Genomic DNA, 16,614 nt, shown 5'->3' on the forward strand with positions numbered 1-16,614 from the left:
TTGATCTTTGAAAGCAGATATCAATACCATATGAATTAATGGCATGCAGCCTGTTGCAAGGTACTCAGTAAGGCCGGGGCGATTCACACACCGCTTGAGGTGGCAACCAGCAAAGTGTGGTTGTGGGGCCGACTGAGGGTGAAACAGGGGGAGGATATGTCCCCGGTCCATCTCCTGCAAAAAGGCTTCACCCTGCGACCGCTCTTACAGATGAACAACCCGCAATATCAAGCGCCGTCCCAGGCGCTGCCTCCGTTGCTCGAGATGGGGAAGGATGGTCTGGGCTTCGATCACCAATTGGCGGCAGTGCTCAAAGAGAATGCCGTACCGGCTCGGGATGCCGCGTTATTTGGGCAATTTGCTCGCATCGGGCTGACGGAGAAGGGGTTGGATCCCCGGCGTCCCGTTGCGCCTCAGCGTCAAGGATTGCTCAAGGCACTGGCAGATGGACCCAAAGTCGCCGTCTCGGCCCTGGCCAGTTCTACCGTGCAACGCAACGGCTGGGATTGGGCTACGGGTCTCGATCATTTTTGCACCGATTACCCGCTGCGAGCCCTGGTGTCCGGCCCCTACTTGGGAGGACAAGGGGAGAAGGAGGCCATGTGCCCGCTACGTTCCACCGATGCCAGCGGGGAGCAACTGCACGGCGACAAGTCCTATGTATTGCACTTTCCCTGCACCCCGCCGACCGACGCCTTTTGGTCCCTGACCCTGTATAATGCGGTGGACAAGATGTTGGTTCACAACGAAATAGGTCGTTACAAGTTGGGAAGTGATATACCGGGGCTCAAGGTGGCCGCAGATGGTTCATTTGATCTCTATGTGCAGCGAGAGATGCCCACGGGAGGGATGAGCACCAAATGGATGCCCACTCCGGCAGGCCCTTTCTATCTGCTGTTACGTCTTTACCAGCCCCAGGAGAGCGTCTTGTCCGGTGGCTATGTCCTGCCTCAGGTCGAGGCGATCACCCAGCAATAGCAGGATACCCTGTACGTGATGTAAGGGCAGGAGCGGTCGAGATGGCCGTGCCATATACCGTTAGCGCCTCGTCCTGGGGTTATACCCAATGAAATAAAACAAACATCCCGGCCCGCGCCGGGATTTTTTTATGGGTTCAAGACACGGCCTGGGCGCAGATCGGGCAATCTGGCCGCTTGGGCAATTTCAGCTCGCGAAAACCACCGGACAGACCATCGATGACTAGCAGACGGCCGCTGTAGCTTTTACCCATGCCGGCGAGCAGCTTGATGGCTTCGAGGGCCTGCAGGCTGCCCACCAGGCCGACCATGGGCGCCAGCACCCCCGCCTCGACGCATGTCAGCCCTTGCTCGCCAAACAGTGAACTGAGACAGGCGTAGCAGGGTTCATCGGCTTGCCAGCTGAAGCTGCAGACTTGCCCCTCCAGCCGGATGGCGGCGCCGGAGACCAGCGGCACCCCATGAAGGCGGGCACGCTGGTTGAGCAGATTGCGCACGGCGACGTTGTCAGTGCAGTCGAGCACCAACTGATGTTCGGGCAGCAGGGCATCGAGCAGTACCTCGTCGGCCAGGGCTGCGTGGGTCTCTACCTTGAGCCAGGGGTTGAGGGCGCGCAGGCTCATTGCCGCCGAGTCGACCTTGTATTGACCGATGCGAGCATCTGAGTGCAGTACCTGACGTTGCAGATTGGAGAGCTCCACCTTGTCAAAATCCACCAGGGTCAGCTGGCCCGCACCAGCCACCCCGAGATACTGGGCGGCGGCGCAGCCCAGTCCCCCTGCGCCTATCACCAGCACCTTGGCCTGTTTGAGCGCCTCTTGTCCCTCGAAATCGAAGGCCTTCAGGATTATCTGGCGGTTGTAGCGCAGCAGTTCGGCATCACAGAGGATCTCGCTCACAGCAGCAGGCCCGTGAAGGGTTCGACGGTGACGGTCTCCCCGGCCATTACCTTGCCGCGCTCCTGTTCCAGCACTATGTAGCAGTTGGCCCGGGACAGTGAGCTGAACACGCCGGAGTCCTGGGAGCCGGTGCTGCGCACCTCCGGACCGTTCTGGCCCAGGCTCAGGATGCCGCGCTGGAAGTCGAGCCGCCCCGGCGATTTTTTCAACGGCTCAGTGGTGGTGGCACAGAGGCGCAGGGGCGGGGTCCAGCGTTGCCCGGCCAGCTTGGCCAGTGCCGGTTGCACCAGCTGATCGAAGGTGACCATGGCCGAGACGGGATTGCCCGGCAGACCGAAGAACCAGGCGTTTGGCAGACGACCAAAGGCAAAGGGCTTGCCCGGCTTGATGGCGAGTTTCCAGAAACCGATCTCGCCAAGCTCCTCCAGCAATTGCTTGGTGAAGTCTGCCTCGCCGACCGAGACGCCACCTGTGGTTATCAGAGCATCGGCTTCCTGCTCGGCTTTGAGGAAGGCGGCACGCAGCTGGGCCGGGTCGTCGGGGATGATGCCCAGATCCAGACAAGCTATGCCCATGCGCTCGAGCATGGCCCTGACGCCGTAGCGGTTGGAGTCATAGATGTCGCCGTGGGCCAGAGGTGTCCCCACCGGTTTGAGTTCGTCACCGGTGCTGAAGATGGCGACCTTGAGCGGACGGCGCACCTCGAGAGTAGCGATGCCGAGGGAGGCCAGCAATGGCAGTTCCCGGGGGGTGAGTCGAGTGCCTGATCCCAGTACGCTTGCGCCCTCTGCGATGTCCTCGCCACGGCGGCGTATGTTCTGACCCTGCATGGGTTGGCTCAGAAAAGTGACCTTGTCACCCTCGGCCTTGGTCTCTTCCTGCATCACCACGGCATCTGTACCAAGGGGGATGGGCGCCCCTGTCATGATGCGCACGCAGTGGCCAGCGGGCCAGTCACCCTCATAGGGTTGACCGGCGAAGGCCTTGCCTGCCAGCGTGAGCGGCTGACCGGCGGCGAGATCGGCCAGGCGCACGGCGTAGCCGTCCATGGCGGAATTATCGAACGGAGGCACAGACAGAGGAGAGAGAATATCGTCGGCCAGTATCCGACCTAGCGCCAGGGGCAGGGGAACGGACTCGGCCTCACAGCAGCAATCGAGCCGTTCCAGCATGCTCGCCAGGGCATCGTTTAGGGGAAGTAGGGCTGCGCTATCAAATCCCATTGTCATGACCTCTTGGTAAGGGAAACTGGGTTATGGGGGGATTATCCCAAAATCCCCCCCGAATGGGCAGGCGATTAGGGCAGTAAAATACCTCGTATTAACATAAAGTCAGGGCATGGGCGTGCGGGTGACTTGAATTATGACGTCAATCGCCGTTTACTATGCCGCCACAAACCCTGTGGGCCATAATATTCCCTCTGTGTGGGAGAGAGACAAGATGATGAGCTTAAGCCAGGAAGCCATGCTGGTCAGAGCGGCCCTCGAGGCCGAAGGACTGGAGACCCCCTTGGTCGCCAACTCCTTGAGCAACCAGCAGAAAAAGGAAAGTATCGAGGGCCACATGCGTGCCATCATGGAGACGCTTGGCCTGGATTTGGCCGATGATAGCCTGGCCGAGACTCCCCATCGCATCGCCAAGATGTATGTGAACGAGATTTTTTCCGGCCTCGACTACACCAGCTTCCCCAAGGTGACCGTCATCGAGAACAAGATGAAGGTGGACGAAATGATCATGGTCAAGGACATCAGCTTGACCAGCACCTGCGAGCACCACTTCGTCACCATCGATGGTCTTGCCCATGTTGCCTACATACCCCGTGGCAAGGTGATTGGCCTGTCGAAGATCAACCGCATCGTGCAGTTCTTCGCCCGCCGCCCTCAGGTACAAGAGCGCCTGACCCAGCAGATATTGCTGGCACTGCAGACGCTGCTAGGTACCAAGGATGTGGCCATCAGCATTGCCGCCACCCACTATTGTGTGAAGGCGCGTGGCGTGATGGATTCAACCTCTTATACCACCACCACCTCCCTTGGCGGCGTCTTCAAGACCCAGCCAGATACCCGCGCCGAGTTCCTGGCCGGTCTCAAACGTTAAGTGGCACGGCATGCCCGTCGGCATGCCTCTCTTCCCCCTTATCCCCTGCATTGTTCCGCACACTGCGGCGTTCCCCTTATGTCAATCAGCGTTAAGGTATTGGCCGTTCTGGTCGATATAGCCAGCATGGGCCTTGACTGCCTTGCATCTGATCCCCTTGGGGAGTCTGGGCGGGGAAAGGCGGCATACCTGTTTGCGTCAGGTCATGGAGCGTTGCGCAGCCAAGGATGAGTGACCAGGGAGTGTGGTCGAGAGGAGAGACGCCAGGAGGGCGTAAACCGGACTAACCCAACTGTTTTCCACATCCAGGACACACCATGAAGACCAGTACCATGACGATAGGCAAGAAGCTCACTGCCAGCTTTGCCGTGCTCGGCTTGATGGTCGCCTTTATCGGCGGCTTTGCTCTTGTCCAGTTTGGCAACATGAATGATGTTGCCATCCGCTTTACCGACAGCATCCTCCCTGCCGTGAATCGAACCAGTGCGATTGGTGATTCCATCAGCGAGCTGCGCCGTTATGAGCTGGGCTACTTCGTGGTTGCCGCTGACCCGCAGAAAAGAGCTCACTATCGTGACATCTCCGACAGCAATCTCAGCAAGGTCTCGCAGCAAATCGCAGCGCATGACAAGACCATCTGGGCTGAGGATGTGGCCGAACGCCGCACTTTCGACACGGTCAAATCGGACTGGGATCGTTATGCGGCGCTTTACCAGCGCGTCAAGCAGCTGCAAGACAGCAATCAGATGGCCGACGCCCAACGCATCTTTCTGGCAGAAGGGATCCCGCTCTATACCGCGCTCAATAAATCGGTCGCCGATCTCATCCAGATCAACCATGGCTATGCCAGCGATTCTCGTGCGGACGTTGTTGCCTCTTACAAGTCAGCCAATCTGAGCGTGACCATTGCCTTGGGCATTGCAATGGTGCTGGTGGTCGTGCTCTCTGTGGTGCTGACTGGCCAGATCCGCGATCCACTCATCATGCTGGTGCGTCAGGCGCAACGCATCGCCAGTGGCGATCTGGGCAAGGGCGAACTGCAAACCTGGATCCAGGACAAGCGCTTCAACCGGGATGAACTGGGCCAGCTTGGTTCTGCCATCAACCAGATGCAGGGGGCGTTGGCGAACCTGGTGAGCGAGATATCCAGCTCGGTCAGTCAGCTCAGCAGTGCGGTGGAAGAGGTGAGTGCCATCTCCGAACAATCTGCCAGCGGCATGGCTCGCCAGCAGAACGAAGTCTCCCAGGTGGCAACCGCCATGAACGAGATGCAATCCACCGTCGTTGAGGTGGCACGCAACACCACGGATGCCATGAGCGCCGCCAAGGGGGCCTCGCGCACCTCGGCCGAGGGTAGCCAGGTGGTGCGCAGCGCCATCGGCAGCATCGAAGAGGTGTCGGTCAAAATTGAACAGGCTGGCGCCGTGGTGGCGCAGTTGGAGGCCGACAGCGCCAACATCAGCATGGTGCTGGACGTCATTCGCGACATCGCCGGCCAGACCAACCTGCTGGCGCTCAATGCGGCCATCGAAGCGGCCCGGGCCGGCGAACAAGGCCGTGGCTTTGCGGTGGTGGCCGACGAGGTACGCTCCCTGGCCCAGCGCACTCAGGATTCCACTGCCGAGATAAGCAAGATGATCGAATTGCTGCAAAGCCGCGCCGCCGAGGCGGGCAATGCCATGCAGCTTAGTCGTCATCAGATGCAATCGAGTGTCGGTCTGGCACGGGATGCGGGCACCAGCATAGACATCATCAATGGCGCAGTGACCGAGATAAGCGACATGAATACCCTGATCGCCACCGCGACCGAAGAGCAAAATGCGGTGACCGAGGAGCTCAACCGCAACATAGTCAACATCCACAATGCCGCCGACGAGAATGCCCTGGGCGCCCAGCAGACGGCCCAGGCTTGTGTCGAGCTGAGCAAGCTGGCCACCTCCCTGCATCATATGACTCAGCGTTTCACCCTCTAATCCCTGATGGCACTTTTCAGCAACAAGGCCCCGTTCATTGGCGGGGCCTTGTTGTTTGCCCGGCTTGCAATACAGCTTGTGGCGCCCTAATGCATGCCTTGAACACGCCTTATGCCAAGACTCGATAGATTCTGTTTGGTGTGATTTTATCGCTGCGGCATGCAAATGTTCGAATTCGCTCACAAAACGGTGATTAATTTAAGCCGTGCTGGTTACCGTTGCTGCCGCAACCCCTTATGATCCCTGATTCTTTGCCCAGGAGGCGTCGCTTTCGTTATGTTTCGTTCAATCAAACACCAGGTTATGTTCTTTGCCGGTTGCATCTTGCTGGCCACTGTCCTCAGCGTCGTGGGTTACAGCTATCTGTCACTGGCCAGCTTGCAGGAGAAGATCCAGCAGGAGAGCCATACCAGTGCCCGGCAGCAGGCCAGCCAGTGGTTGCTGACTCTGGCGGATGGTCAGGCGAACGAGGTGGCGCGCTCCTTCGAGCTGGCGCTGGATGCAGGAGAAACCCTGGCGGCGCTGCTGGCGGGCAATGTCCAGCAGCCTGAGCCCCTGAACCGGGACGAGGTCACGGCCCTGCTCAAGGACATTGGCGATCGCAACCCGGATTTTCTCAGCATCTACAGCGGCTGGGAGGCCAACCGCTTCGACGGCCAGGATGAAAGCCATGTCGACAATGGCCGGCACAGCCAGGCTTCTGGCAACTTCGCCCCCTATTGGAGCCGTGGTCCCGCAGGCTTTAGCTTGAAGCCTCTGGGCGATTTCTATAGCAAGACACCGAGCGAGACCGGGATCCGGGCCTCCGAATGGTATCTGTGCCCGCAGCAGAACAAAGCCACCTGTGCAGTCGACCCCTCGGTCTATCAGGTCAACGGTCAACCGACCCTGCTCACCTCCTTCGTCGTCCCAGTGCTCAACGGGGATCAATACCTGGGCATGGTGGGGATCGACTACTCGCTCAACTATCTGCAGCAGATCGCCCTTAACATCAGTCAGCGGGTGTTCGATGGTCAGGGGAGGGTGCGTATCATCAGCCCCATGGGCATCATTGCCGCCGACTCGCGTGACGGAAGCGGCATAGGTCGTCGAGTGCAGGACCCGATCCTGCTGGCCCAGCAGCAAGCAGGCCAGGCCGGCAGCGAGGAGAGTGGCGACCAGTTGAGCGTCTTCGCACCCATCAGGCTCAACAAGGTCAAGCAGGCCTGGGGGATTGCCATCGAGGTACCCAACAGCGCCCTCTACGCCGAATATGAGCTGATGGCGCAGGCGCGGGCCCAGGCCTTTGGCAAGGGCATTTGGACTCAGTTGATGGTAGGTATGCTGGTGGCGGGGGTGGGATTGCTCTGCCTCGCGTTTGCGGCGGGTTCCATCTCAAGGCCGGTGCAGGAGACGGCTCGCATGGTGGCACGCCTCTCCAGTGCCGGTGGCGATTTGACCCAGCGATTGCGCCAGGACAGACGCGACGAGACGGGGGCCTTGGCCGAGGGGATCAATCAGTTTGTCGCCACAGTGCAAGGCATAGTGACCGATACCGCCGCCAGTGTGCAGGAGTTGCAGCAGGCGGCCGCGAGTTCGGCCCGCCAGGCCCAGCAGGGCCTGAACAACAGTCGCCATCAGCTCGAGCAGGTCGAATTGGTGGCTGCCGCCATCCACGAGATGTCCTCCACGGCGGATTCGGTCGCCAGCAGCGCCCAGATCACGGCCCAGGCGGTGGACGAAACCCGTCAGGCCGTGCACAAGGGCCAACAGGTGGTAAGTGCTTCGGCCAACGGCATTCGTCAACTGAGCGGGCAGGTGGAGGAGGTGTCGGAGAAGATCACCGCCTTGCAGCAACAGGGGGTGCAGATTGGCACCATTTTGGATGTGATCCGCAACATCTCCGAGCAGACCAACCTGCTGGCGCTCAATGCGGCCATCGAAGCGGCCCGAGCTGGTGAACAGGGGCGTGGCTTTGCGGTGGTGGCCGACGAGGTGCGTACCCTGGCATCCAGGACGCAAGCCTCGACCCAGGAGATACAGCAGATGATCAATAGCTTGCGGGAGACCACCAGTGCGGCCGTTGGCACCATGGCCGAGGGGCGCCACCTCAGCTCGCTGGCCTTGCAAGATGCCGAGCAGGCGGTGCAGGAGCTGGCGACCATAGTGGTGGCGGCGGACCGGATTCAGGACATGGCGGCCCAGATAGCCAGCGCCGCCGAGCAGCAGTCCAAGGTGAGCGAGGAGATAAGCCTCAATGTCAGCAGCATTCATGAGGTGGCGACGGCCGGGGCCCAGGTGGCCAGGGAGCAGGACGCCCAGAGTCGGCAGATGCACGGCCTGACCGAGGCGGTGATGACCAAGCTGGGGCGTTTCCACTACTGATTGATGGCCCTGACGCCAGTGAAAGACCCCGCCGATTGGCGGGGTCTTTCATGTGGGGGATGAGTCCGCTTGATCCGATGATGTCACCCTTTGCAACGCTGTCGATGTGTCGATAGTGGAGCCGGGGCCTGCGTCATCAACTCAATCCCACAATGTCACCACTCTCATCGATATCGATCTGTCGATAGGCAGGCAAGGTGCCGAGCCCCGGCATCGTCATGACCGGACCCGCCAGGGCATAGACGAAACCGGCTCCTGCGCACAGGGTCAGCGACCGGATGGGCAGTTCGAAGTCGGTGGGCACCCCCTTCAGGCTGGGGTCATGGCTGAGGGAGAGCGGCGTCTTGGCGATGCAAACCGGCAGGTGATCCCAGCCTGCCGCCGACAGGGCTGCGAGCTGGGCCTTGGCCTGCTCGGACAGCAGGATGCCGCGCCCGCCATAACCGCACTCGACCAGGGTAGCGAGCTTGGCGGCCAGAGGCAGGGTGTCAGGATAGAGGCGCTGGGACTCTCCCACCGGCGGTTTGGTCTGCTGGCAGGCCATCACCACGGCCCTGGCAAGCTCGGTGGCCCCGGCACCGCCCTGGGTGAAGGCCTGGGAGAGGGCAGCCTCAGCCCCTGCGGCTCTGGCGGCGGCGAGCACCATCTCCAGTTCAGCCTCGCTGTCGCTTGGGAAGCGGTTGAGCGCCACCACCACGGGCACGCCGTAGCGGCGAGCATTGTGGATGTGCCAGACCAGGTTGGCGCAGCCCAGTTGCAGGGTCGGCAGATCCTCTTGCTGCAAGCTGGCGGGCAGTGGCTGGCCCGGGATGAGATTGACCTGGCCGCTGTTGGCCTTGAGGCCACGGACGGTTGCGACCAGCACCACGGCATCGGCGGCAAGCCCGGATTGACGGCACTTGATGTTGAAGAACTTCTCCAACCCCATGTCGGAGCCAAAACCCGCCTCGGTCACCACATAGTCGGCCAGATGCAGGGCGAGGCGGTCGGCTATCACTGACGAGTTGCCGTGGGCGATATTGGCAAAGGGCCCGGCATGGACCAGCACAGGAGTCTGCTCCGTGGTTTGCATCAGGGTGGGCTTGAGCGCCTCCTTGAGCAGCACCGTCATGGCCCCGGCCACTTCGAGCTGCTCGGCGGTGATGGGCTCGCCCTGGTCATTGAGGGCGAGCTGGATGCGGCCGATGCGGGCGCGCAGATCCCGTAAATCCCGAGCCAGGGCCAAAATGGCCATCAGCTCGGAGGCGGCGGTAATGACGAAGCTGTCGGCGCGGGGGACACCATCTAGTTCGCCGCCGAGGCCTACGGTGATGTGACGCAGGGCCCTGTCATTGATATCCAGGGTGCGGGGCCACAGGATCCTGGCCGGATCAATCTCGAGCCGTGCCAGACCCGTCGTGGCAGTGAACTGGTCGCCGAGTCTGCGCTCATGGAACAGGCGGGCATCCAGGGCGGCGGCGGCCAGGTTATGGGCGGCGCTGATGGCATGAAAGTCGCCGGTCAGGTGCAGGTTCATCGCCTCCATCGGCACCACTTGTGCAAAACCACCTCCGGCGGCGCCCCCCTTGACCCCGAATACCGGGCCAAGGCTCGGCTGGCGCAGGGTGGCGATGCAAGATTCGCCCAGTTTGTTGAGTCCCATGGCGAGCCCGATCGTGGTCACCGTCTTGCCCTCGCCAAGGGGAGTCGGGGTGATGGCACTGACCAGGACCAGCTTGCCGGCGCGCGGCTTGCCCTGACCCAGCAAGGCCGGGTCCAGCTTGGCCATGTGATGGCCCTGAGGCGAGAGATGGGCGGGATCGATGCCGAGGCGTTCGGCGAGGAGGGTCGCAGGCAGGCGGGGGGACTGGCGGGAGATCTCGATATCGCTTAGCATCAGCACCTCGTTGGCATAGGAGTTCGACTATGTCAGGGAGTCTAGAGGAACCAAGAGGTCAGGCCAATGAGTAATAATATTTTATCCCGGGATCGCGTGCCCATGCAGGAGCCGGTCGCCTTCGACCTCAATGTCCTCTACCACCCGCCCAAGCGCCCCCTGACCGCCCTTGGCATCATCAGTGCCGTCATGCCGATGTTCGGCTTCGGCTGGCAGGCGATGACGGGAGATCCCGAGCAGCATTTTCGCTTCGACGTGGAGCGGCGCATCAATCGCAATCGCCGTGACGAGGCAAACCTGATCCTGATGCTGCAGATCGCCGCCCTCCATGATTGCCGTGCCCTGACGGTGGCCTTGCCCTATGTCCTCAAGGCCGAGCAGCTGACCCAGATCCGCACCCGCCTGCCGCGCTGGCAGCTCGAATGCGAAGGGGTGCAGTTGCAGGCCAGGCTGGCGGACGACGCCATCTAGCCTGTGTGGGGCGAGGCCCTTTGCCCTCTCATCACAACGGTGGCCGTGCCCTGTCGTCAGGGCGTGCCATTATCCCAATAATGGGGAGCCAGATAGCGCTCCTGTACGAACTCGATGAAACAGCGCACCTTGGCTGATACAAAGCGCCGGTGTGGATAGAGGGCATACAGCCCCACCTCTCCCTTGTCCCATTCGGGCAGCAGCGACACCAGTTTCCCTTCGCGCAGCGCCTCACCGACGATGAAGGTGGGCTGCAATATGATGCCCTGATCATCACAAGCTGCCCGGGTCAGGGCCACCCCATTGTTGGCTCTGAGCGGCCCCTGGGGGCGCACGCTCTGGCGCTCATCCCCCCTGTGCATCACCCAGTCCGGTTGGGTCAGGGTGTAGATGAGGCAGTCATGCTCCTTGAGGTCTTCCGGTTGCTGGGGTGTGCCGTGTCTGGCCAGGTAGCCGGGACTTGCGCACACTTCGAGCCGCATGTTTGCCAGAGGCCGAGCCACCAGGGAGGAGTCCGGCAAATTGCCGATACGCAGCGCCAGATCGAAACCTTCCTCTACCAGCGCCACGCGCCTGTCGCTGTACTCTATTTCCAGCTTGAGCTCGGGAAAGCGCTCGCGAAATCGCGGCAGGGCAGGGGCCAGATGCAAGTAACCAAAATCCATGGGTACCGCCAGCTTGAGGGTGCCCTGGGGTTGCTGGTTGTTATGGGTCAGCTGACTGTGGGTCTCTTCCAGTTCGGCCAGCAGCGCCAGGGAGCGCTGGTAGTAAAACTGACCCGCTTCGGTCGGATTGACCTGCCTGGTAGTGCGCGACAGCAGCCGGGTGGAGAGGGACTCTTCGAGCTGCTGCATCAACTTGGAGGTCATGGCGACCGAGATGCCAAGCTGGGCGGCGGCCCTGGTGAAGCTCTGGCACTCCACCACCTTGATGAAGGTACGCATGGCGGCTATCTGGTCCATTGTTAACTCTCAGTAAATAATTATTTTAATAAATCACTGATTATCACTCTCTCATGGTGGGTTAGTATCTTGCAAATGCTAATGAATCCACCCATGAAGGAACGAGACATGAAGATGACCAAGATGCTGCTGGCTTCCAGCCTGCTGATGGCGATGCCACTGATGGCCGCCGAGTATGACGTGGATCCAGCGCACACCACGGTGCAATTTGAGGTGGGCCACCTTGGTTTCTCCGAGCTGGTTGGCCGTTTCAATACCTTCAGCGGCACCTTTGCCATGGACGATGCCAACCCGACTGCCGCCAAGGCCAGCTTCGAGGTGGATGCCGCCAGCGTGGACTCCAACCACGAGGCCCGTGACAAGCACCTGCGCAGCCCGGATTTCCTGGATGTTAAGCAGTATCCCAAGCTGAGCTTCGTCAGCACCGCCTATGAGGGCACCAAGGATAAAGGGGTTCTCAAAGGCTCCCTGACCCTGCACGGTGTCACCAAGGATGTGGCTTTCGATCTGGTCAAGATCGGTGAAGGCAAGGATCCCTGGGGCGGTTATCGCAGCGGTTTCAACGCGGTGACCACCATCAAGCGCAGCGATTTCGGGGTGAATTACATGCTGCCGAACATCCCTGACGAGATGAAGATCAAGCTGTTCGTCGAAGGCGTGCGTCGCTAATGGGCGCTGCACTCCTGCTGCAGACACTGGCGGCCCCTCTGGGGGCCGCTTTGTTATCCTGGCGCTGGCCACGGCTCGGCTATCTGTGGGGCGCACTGGCGCTCTGGCTGGTGGGCGCTCTGGTGGGCGGTACTTATCTCTTGCCGGTCAAAGCCTGGCAGTGGCTGCCGCTGACCTTGGCGGCGGTGGCGCTGGCCAGCCAGTTGCCCAACCGCTGGCTCGGGCTGGGCCTGTTCGCCCTGCTTGGTGCCCTCATCTGGTGGCTGGGATTCGCCAGCCTTATCCAGGGCGTGCCCGAACTCTGGGCCGCGCTGCTGGCCGCGCTCCTCTGGCTCGGCTGGACTCATCACCATGGGGATAGCCGAGAAGGGTTGGGCTTCACCCTGGCCTTCATCTGGTTGGCACTGGTCATCGGTATCGATGGCAGTCTGCTCATCGCCCAGCTTGCTGGCGCCCTGGCCGCCTTTGCCGGGCTGCGGGCGCTGCTGACCAGCCTGACCGGCTTCAAGGGGCCGGTGGCGCCGCTGGGGTTGGCGTTGGCCTTCATGCAGATGCTGGCCTGGCAATATGTGGAGGTGCCGCTGCTGGCCCTGTTGCCAGTCTGGTTGCTGCCTGTGCTCGAGTGGCTATTGAGATCGCGCTCCCTGCCGGTGCGTTGGGCCTTGCTCATCGCCCTGGCCGCCATCGGTACCGGGCTCAGCCTGTGGTTCGTCTGGCCAGAGGCGTCTCTCTACTGAGGGTTTTTCGATTAAAGATGGCAATTAATGTTTGTAAAACAGGCAATTAAGAACAGTATTGCCACTTGGCGCATAGTTTTGTCCGATAAAGATTGAGCCTCAATCGCGTTTGGGATAAAAAGGCTTTATATCTAATTTGGACACTGACAGAAACCCGGCAAGGCCGGGTTTCTGTTTGCCTGCAGTTTGCGGCGTGCTAAGGAGGCCACAGTTGCGCAGTCAAGGATCTGAGCATCTGTTTTTTCGCCATTTTATTCAGCAGGGAGCCATAGATGGACTCTGCATCGTACTGGTGACTCATTTACTGCCTGATCGGCCCCACTTCATTCAGGCACTGGCCCAGATTGGCCGTATTGGCGCCATATTGCCCAAACCCAAGTCTGTCCATGGTCCCACCCTGGCGTGGGCCCACCAGCACTTTCCCGTGTTGGAACTCAACCGTCACTGGAGTAACTGCCCTCAGCAGGTGCTCGCTCAGCTCGCCCCCCTGGTGGCGGCCCATGAGCGATTGATCATTCTGGACATCGGCGGCTATTTCGCTCGGACCCAGGCTCAGCTCGCCGAGTTTTTCGGTCCCCGCTTCCTCGGCGTGGTGGAGATGACGGAAAATGGTCATCAGCGCTATGAGTTGGAACCGCTGTCCGCGCCCGTGCTCTCGGTGGCGCGCAGTCCCCTCAAACAGGCCGAGGATATCCAGATTGGGCTGAGCGTGGTCTATTCCGCCGAATCCCTGGCCCGCACCCTCAATCGCACCTTCAATGTCTGCCAGGCTGCCCTGTTCGGCTATGGCAAGGTGGGACGCAGCATCGCCCGCGAGCTGCGCTGCCGCAATCTGCATCTGGATGTGGTCGAGACCGATGAACTGCGCCAGGTGGAGGCGCTCTCCCACGGCTTTCGGCTGGTGGACAAGCAGCAAGCCCTGTCCCGGGCTGAGCTGGTGGTCTGCTCCACCGGCAATGGTTCTCTCAATCTGACCGATCTCGAGGCGCTGCGTCCCGGCGCCATGCTGGCCTCGGTCACCTCGGCCGATGACGAGTTTGCCTTCTGCCTGGCGCAACTGCCCTGGCCGAGCGAGGAGGTGTGCCCCCACGTGCTGGCACTGACTCGTCCCGATGAGAGCGTCATCTTTCTGCTCAATCGCGGCGAGGCGGTCAACTTCGTTCATGGCGCCGTGATAGGGGACTATGTCTACCTGGTTCTGGCAGAGATCATGGAGGGGATGCGGTTGCTGGCCGAGTTTCCCATGGTGCCCGGGTTGCGGGATCTGCCGCCGGATCTGATGCGTAATATTGCTCGCCACTGGCTGGCCGATTTTCATGGGGTCAGCCAATAGGCTTCTCGTTAAGCACGGGCCACGGCCAGGCCTGATGAGTGACACAGTGCCCGCCACGGGCAAACCGATGTTCAGGGAGTGATCCAATGACAGAGTTATCGTCCTCTTTACCCAAACCGCGGATCGAGATCCGCTACTGCACCCTGTGCCGCTGGATGCTGCGGGCCGCCTGGCTGGCCCAGGAGCTGCTCTCCACCTTCGACAGCGATCTCGGTGAGGTGGCCCTGGTACCCGCCAGCAAGGGGGAGTTTCGTATCCTGGTGAATGGCGTGCAGGTGTGGGACAGAGTGGCGGATGAGGGCTTCCCCGAGGCCAAGGAGATCAAGCAGCGGGTGCGTGACATCATCGCCCCTGAGCGCGACCTCGGCCATTCGGATCGCAAACTCGCCAGTGAATGATGGCGGTGGGTGGCATGCAAAGAGGGAGGCCATGGCCTCCCTCTTTGCTGGTCAGCCCGTCACGGACGATCAGGGGTTGCCTCGCGCGGCGTTGGGCGCCGCATGCAGGTTTTCAATGGGTGGCTTTTCAAGGGATTGACTGTCTATATAGCGCGCCCGCTTGTGGGGCTTGATCCGACTGACATCGACCCAGACCAGGCCATCGATGCAGTGGTTGAATGCCGGGTCTATGCCGAAATCCATGAAGGTTACCCCGCCCGGCTCACACAGCTCGGAATATTGCTTGTAGAGGGTGGGAATGGCGCAGCCCAGGTTGCCAAGCCGGGATTTTAGCTCGGTCAGGGCTGTCCCGTACTCCAGCCCCGCGAAATGGTTATCCGTGGCCGGGTAGGGGCGGCGCGAGGGGGCAAGAGGCCCCAGCTCGCCACCCTGCGCGGGGGCGAAGTGCTGGCGATAGAAACTCACCAGCAGATCCCGCCCCTGGGGCGGCAGGCTGCCGGAGATAGAGACGGGGCCAAACAGGTAGCGGTAGTGGGGGTAGCGGGCCAGGTAGGCACCTATGCCGAACCAGAGATAATCCAGTCCGCGCTTGCCCCAATAGGCGGGCTGGATAAAGCTGCGGCCGAGCTCGATGGCCTGATCCAGCTGAGGCAGCAACGCCGGTTCGAACCCAAACAGCGTATGACTGTAGAGACCGGCCAGCCCCTTGCTGGCCAGGATCTCGCGCACAGGGGCGAAGCGATAGGCACCTATGATGTCGAGCCGGGTCGGATCCCAGAGAATGAGGTGATGGTAATCATCATCAAAACCGTCCAGATCCCGGCGTCGCCCCGACCCTTCCCCCACGGCCCGAAAGGCGATCTCCCGCAATCGGCCGAGTTCGCGCAGTATCTCGGAGTGGCTCTGCTCACGGCGGCGATAGAGATAGATCCGCTGCCCATCCGGGGTCTGACCGAGGGGCTCACAAGCCTCCATCGCCTGCTTGAGTCTTGCCCTGTCTCCCGGCAGCGCGATCGGCGCCTCGGTGGCGAGGCGACCCTGCTTGCCAAGGCCGATGCGATAGAGATGCTCGCGCACCAGTTTGGCCCCAGGCTTGGCTGGCAGCGCCTCGAAGGCGTGGGGTGGGATGCGTTGCCCTATGGTGATGGTCATGCGCCCCCCTTGCTGGCGAAATAGCTGGGCGGCCAGCAACAGGCCTGCCCAGGATTTGTTGAGCCAGGAGCCGAGGTAAAAGCCCAAGCCGTTGCGCGCTCCCAGATGGATGGGCACCAGCGGGCTCTGGGTGCGCTTGGCCAACTTGATAAATCCCCCCTGCCAGGGACCATCCTTGATGCCCCTGAGGCCGAGACGCGACACCTCACCGGCCGGGAATATGATGATGGCGCCCCCCTTGGCCAGATGCTCTCCCATGGCGAGTATGGCCCTGCGATCGGTCTTGCCCCCCAGGTTGTCTACCGGCAGCAGCAGGGATTGCAGGGGGGGCAGGCTGGCCAGCAAGCGGTTGGCCACTATCTTCACGTCCGGGCGAATGCGGCCGAGCAGGCGTAGCAGCGCCAGACCATCGAGGGAGCCGATGGGGTGATTGGCCACCAGTATGACCCGGCCCTCGGCCGGGATGTTCTCGAGCTGGGCCTCGCTGACGTGATAATCGAAATCGAGCTGGCAGAGCGCCTGTTCGACGAAATCCAGCCCCTTGAGATGGGGGTACTGGGCGGCGAATTGCTGAAAGTCGCGCTCGCGCAACAACCACTTGAGGGCGCGGCGGGCCGGCCCCGGCAGATTGAGGCGGGGAAAGTGCTGGCTGAGAATGGCATCGACGCTGAACATGGGGTGGCTCCGGCTGTGGTTCTTCCCCAGC

General features: G+C 61.3%; 14 protein-coding genes. 9 read left to right on the forward strand and 5 right to left on the reverse strand.

Annotation, left to right across the window (positions count from 1 at the left end):
* Positions 1-156 precede the first annotated feature (156 nt).
* Complete coding sequence (locus ACSMDR_RS17105) at positions 157-978, forward strand: DUF1214 domain-containing protein (protein WP_436469011.1); 822 nt, start codon at positions 157-159, stop codon at positions 976-978.
* Between the two features lie 136 nt (positions 979-1,114).
* Here the strand turns inward: ACSMDR_RS17105 and ACSMDR_RS17110 are convergent, their stop codons facing one another.
* Together ACSMDR_RS17110 and moeA are read right to left on the reverse strand one after the other, a co-directional pair.
* Positions 1,115-1,876, reverse strand: a complete 762-nt coding sequence (locus ACSMDR_RS17110; protein ID WP_436469012.1) for a molybdopterin-synthase adenylyltransferase MoeB — start codon at positions 1,874-1,876, stop codon at positions 1,115-1,117.
* Positions 1,873-3,099 (reverse strand): molybdopterin molybdotransferase MoeA, encoded by a 1,227-nt coding sequence (gene moeA, locus ACSMDR_RS17115; protein ID WP_436469013.1) that lies wholly within the window; start codon positions 3,097-3,099, stop codon positions 1,873-1,875. Before moeA ends, ACSMDR_RS17110 begins: the two co-directional genes overlap by 4 nt.
* Positions 3,100-3,316: 217 nt before the next feature.
* Here moeA and folE point away from each other — a divergent pair, with 217 nt between their 5' ends.
* The 3 genes from folE (at position 3,317) to ACSMDR_RS17130 (ending at position 8,310) form a co-directional block, all read left to right on the forward strand.
* The gene (folE, locus tag ACSMDR_RS17120) at positions 3,317-3,973 is read left to right on the forward strand and encodes a GTP cyclohydrolase I FolE (RefSeq protein ID WP_040319108.1); all 657 of its coding nucleotides are present in this window, start codon (positions 3,317-3,319) and stop codon (positions 3,971-3,973) included.
* A 317-nt stretch (positions 3,974-4,290) separates the two neighbouring features.
* Entirely contained in the window at positions 4,291-5,946 is a 1,656-nt protein-coding gene (locus ACSMDR_RS17125) for a methyl-accepting chemotaxis protein (protein WP_436469014.1), read from the forward strand.
* 276 nt (positions 5,947-6,222) lie between these two features.
* Positions 6,223-8,310 (forward strand): methyl-accepting chemotaxis protein, encoded by a 2,088-nt coding sequence (locus ACSMDR_RS17130; protein WP_436469015.1) that lies wholly within the window; start codon positions 6,223-6,225, stop codon positions 8,308-8,310.
* 136 nt (positions 8,311-8,446) lie between these two features.
* On the opposite strand, the gene ACSMDR_RS17135 is transcribed toward ACSMDR_RS17130, so the two are convergent.
* The gene (locus ACSMDR_RS17135; RefSeq protein WP_436469016.1) at positions 8,447-10,186 is read right to left on the reverse strand and encodes a formate--tetrahydrofolate ligase; all 1,740 of its coding nucleotides are present in this window, start codon (positions 10,184-10,186) and stop codon (positions 8,447-8,449) included.
* 66 nt (positions 10,187-10,252) lie between these two features.
* Between ACSMDR_RS17135 and ACSMDR_RS17140 the strand changes: the two genes are divergently transcribed.
* Positions 10,253-10,657 carry a hypothetical protein gene (locus ACSMDR_RS17140; RefSeq protein ID WP_040319362.1) on the forward strand — a complete coding sequence of 135 codons (405 nt, stop codon included), beginning with the start codon at positions 10,253-10,255 and terminating at the stop codon, positions 10,655-10,657.
* Positions 10,658-10,713: 56 nt separating this feature from the next.
* On the opposite strand, the gene ACSMDR_RS17145 is transcribed toward ACSMDR_RS17140, so the two are convergent.
* Positions 10,714-11,619, reverse strand: coding sequence for a LysR family transcriptional regulator (locus ACSMDR_RS17145; protein ID WP_436469017.1), 906 nt, complete (start codon positions 11,617-11,619; stop codon positions 10,714-10,716).
* A 108-nt stretch (positions 11,620-11,727) separates the two neighbouring features.
* Between ACSMDR_RS17145 and ACSMDR_RS17150 the strand changes: the two genes are divergently transcribed.
* From ACSMDR_RS17150 to ACSMDR_RS17165, 4 genes are all read left to right on the forward strand, one after another.
* Entirely contained in the window at positions 11,728-12,288 is a 561-nt protein-coding gene (locus ACSMDR_RS17150) for a YceI family protein (protein WP_005908089.1), read from the forward strand.
* Positions 12,288-13,025 (forward strand): hypothetical protein, encoded by a 738-nt coding sequence (locus ACSMDR_RS17155; RefSeq protein ID WP_436469018.1) that lies wholly within the window; start codon positions 12,288-12,290, stop codon positions 13,023-13,025. The genes ACSMDR_RS17150 and ACSMDR_RS17155 overlap by 1 nt, the downstream gene beginning before the upstream one ends.
* 211 nt (positions 13,026-13,236) lie before the next feature.
* Positions 13,237-14,358, forward strand: a complete 1,122-nt coding sequence (locus ACSMDR_RS17160; protein ID WP_436469019.1) for an adenosylhomocysteinase — start codon at positions 13,237-13,239, stop codon at positions 14,356-14,358.
* 86 nt (positions 14,359-14,444) lie between these two features.
* Positions 14,445-14,756, forward strand: a complete 312-nt coding sequence (locus ACSMDR_RS17165; protein WP_436469020.1) for an Rdx family protein — start codon at positions 14,445-14,447, stop codon at positions 14,754-14,756.
* A 69-nt stretch (positions 14,757-14,825) separates the two neighbouring features.
* Here the strand turns inward: ACSMDR_RS17165 and olsF are convergent, their stop codons facing one another.
* Positions 14,826-16,583: a bifunctional ornithine lipid synthase OlsF gene (olsF, locus tag ACSMDR_RS17170; protein WP_436469349.1), complete on the reverse strand. Its 1,758-nt coding sequence runs from the start codon at positions 16,581-16,583 to the stop codon at positions 14,826-14,828.
* Positions 16,584-16,614 lie beyond the last annotated feature (31 nt).

The organism is Aeromonas molluscorum (assembly GCF_051376105.1).
Lineage (GTDB): Bacteria > Pseudomonadota > Gammaproteobacteria > Enterobacterales > Aeromonadaceae > Aeromonas > Aeromonas molluscorum.

Coding starts and splice junctions, on each gene's coding strand:
- ACSMDR_RS17105 (WP_436469011.1), top strand. CDS start 157: ATGTCCCCGGTCCATCTCCTGCAAAAAGGCTTCACCCTGCGACCGCTC.
- moeA (WP_436469013.1), bottom strand. CDS start 3,099: ATGGGATTTGATAGCGCAGCCCTACTTCCCCTAAACGATGCCCTGGCG.
- folE (WP_040319108.1), top strand. CDS start 3,317: ATGATGAGCTTAAGCCAGGAAGCCATGCTGGTCAGAGCGGCCCTCGAG.
- ACSMDR_RS17125 (WP_436469014.1), top strand. CDS start 4,291: ATGAAGACCAGTACCATGACGATAGGCAAGAAGCTCACTGCCAGCTTT.
- ACSMDR_RS17130 (WP_436469015.1), top strand. CDS start 6,223: ATGTTTCGTTCAATCAAACACCAGGTTATGTTCTTTGCCGGTTGCATC.
- ACSMDR_RS17135 (WP_436469016.1), bottom strand. CDS start 10,186: ATGCTAAGCGATATCGAGATCTCCCGCCAGTCCCCCCGCCTGCCTGCG.
- ACSMDR_RS17140 (WP_040319362.1), top strand. CDS start 10,253: ATGAGTAATAATATTTTATCCCGGGATCGCGTGCCCATGCAGGAGCCG.
- ACSMDR_RS17145 (WP_436469017.1), bottom strand. CDS start 11,619: ATGGACCAGATAGCCGCCATGCGTACCTTCATCAAGGTGGTGGAGTGC.
- ACSMDR_RS17150 (WP_005908089.1), top strand. CDS start 11,728: ATGAAGATGACCAAGATGCTGCTGGCTTCCAGCCTGCTGATGGCGATG.
- ACSMDR_RS17155 (WP_436469018.1), top strand. CDS start 12,288: ATGGGCGCTGCACTCCTGCTGCAGACACTGGCGGCCCCTCTGGGGGCC.
- ACSMDR_RS17165 (WP_436469020.1), top strand. CDS start 14,445: ATGACAGAGTTATCGTCCTCTTTACCCAAACCGCGGATCGAGATCCGC.
- olsF (WP_436469349.1), bottom strand. CDS start 16,583: ATGTTCAGCGTCGATGCCATTCTCAGCCAGCACTTTCCCCGCCTCAAT.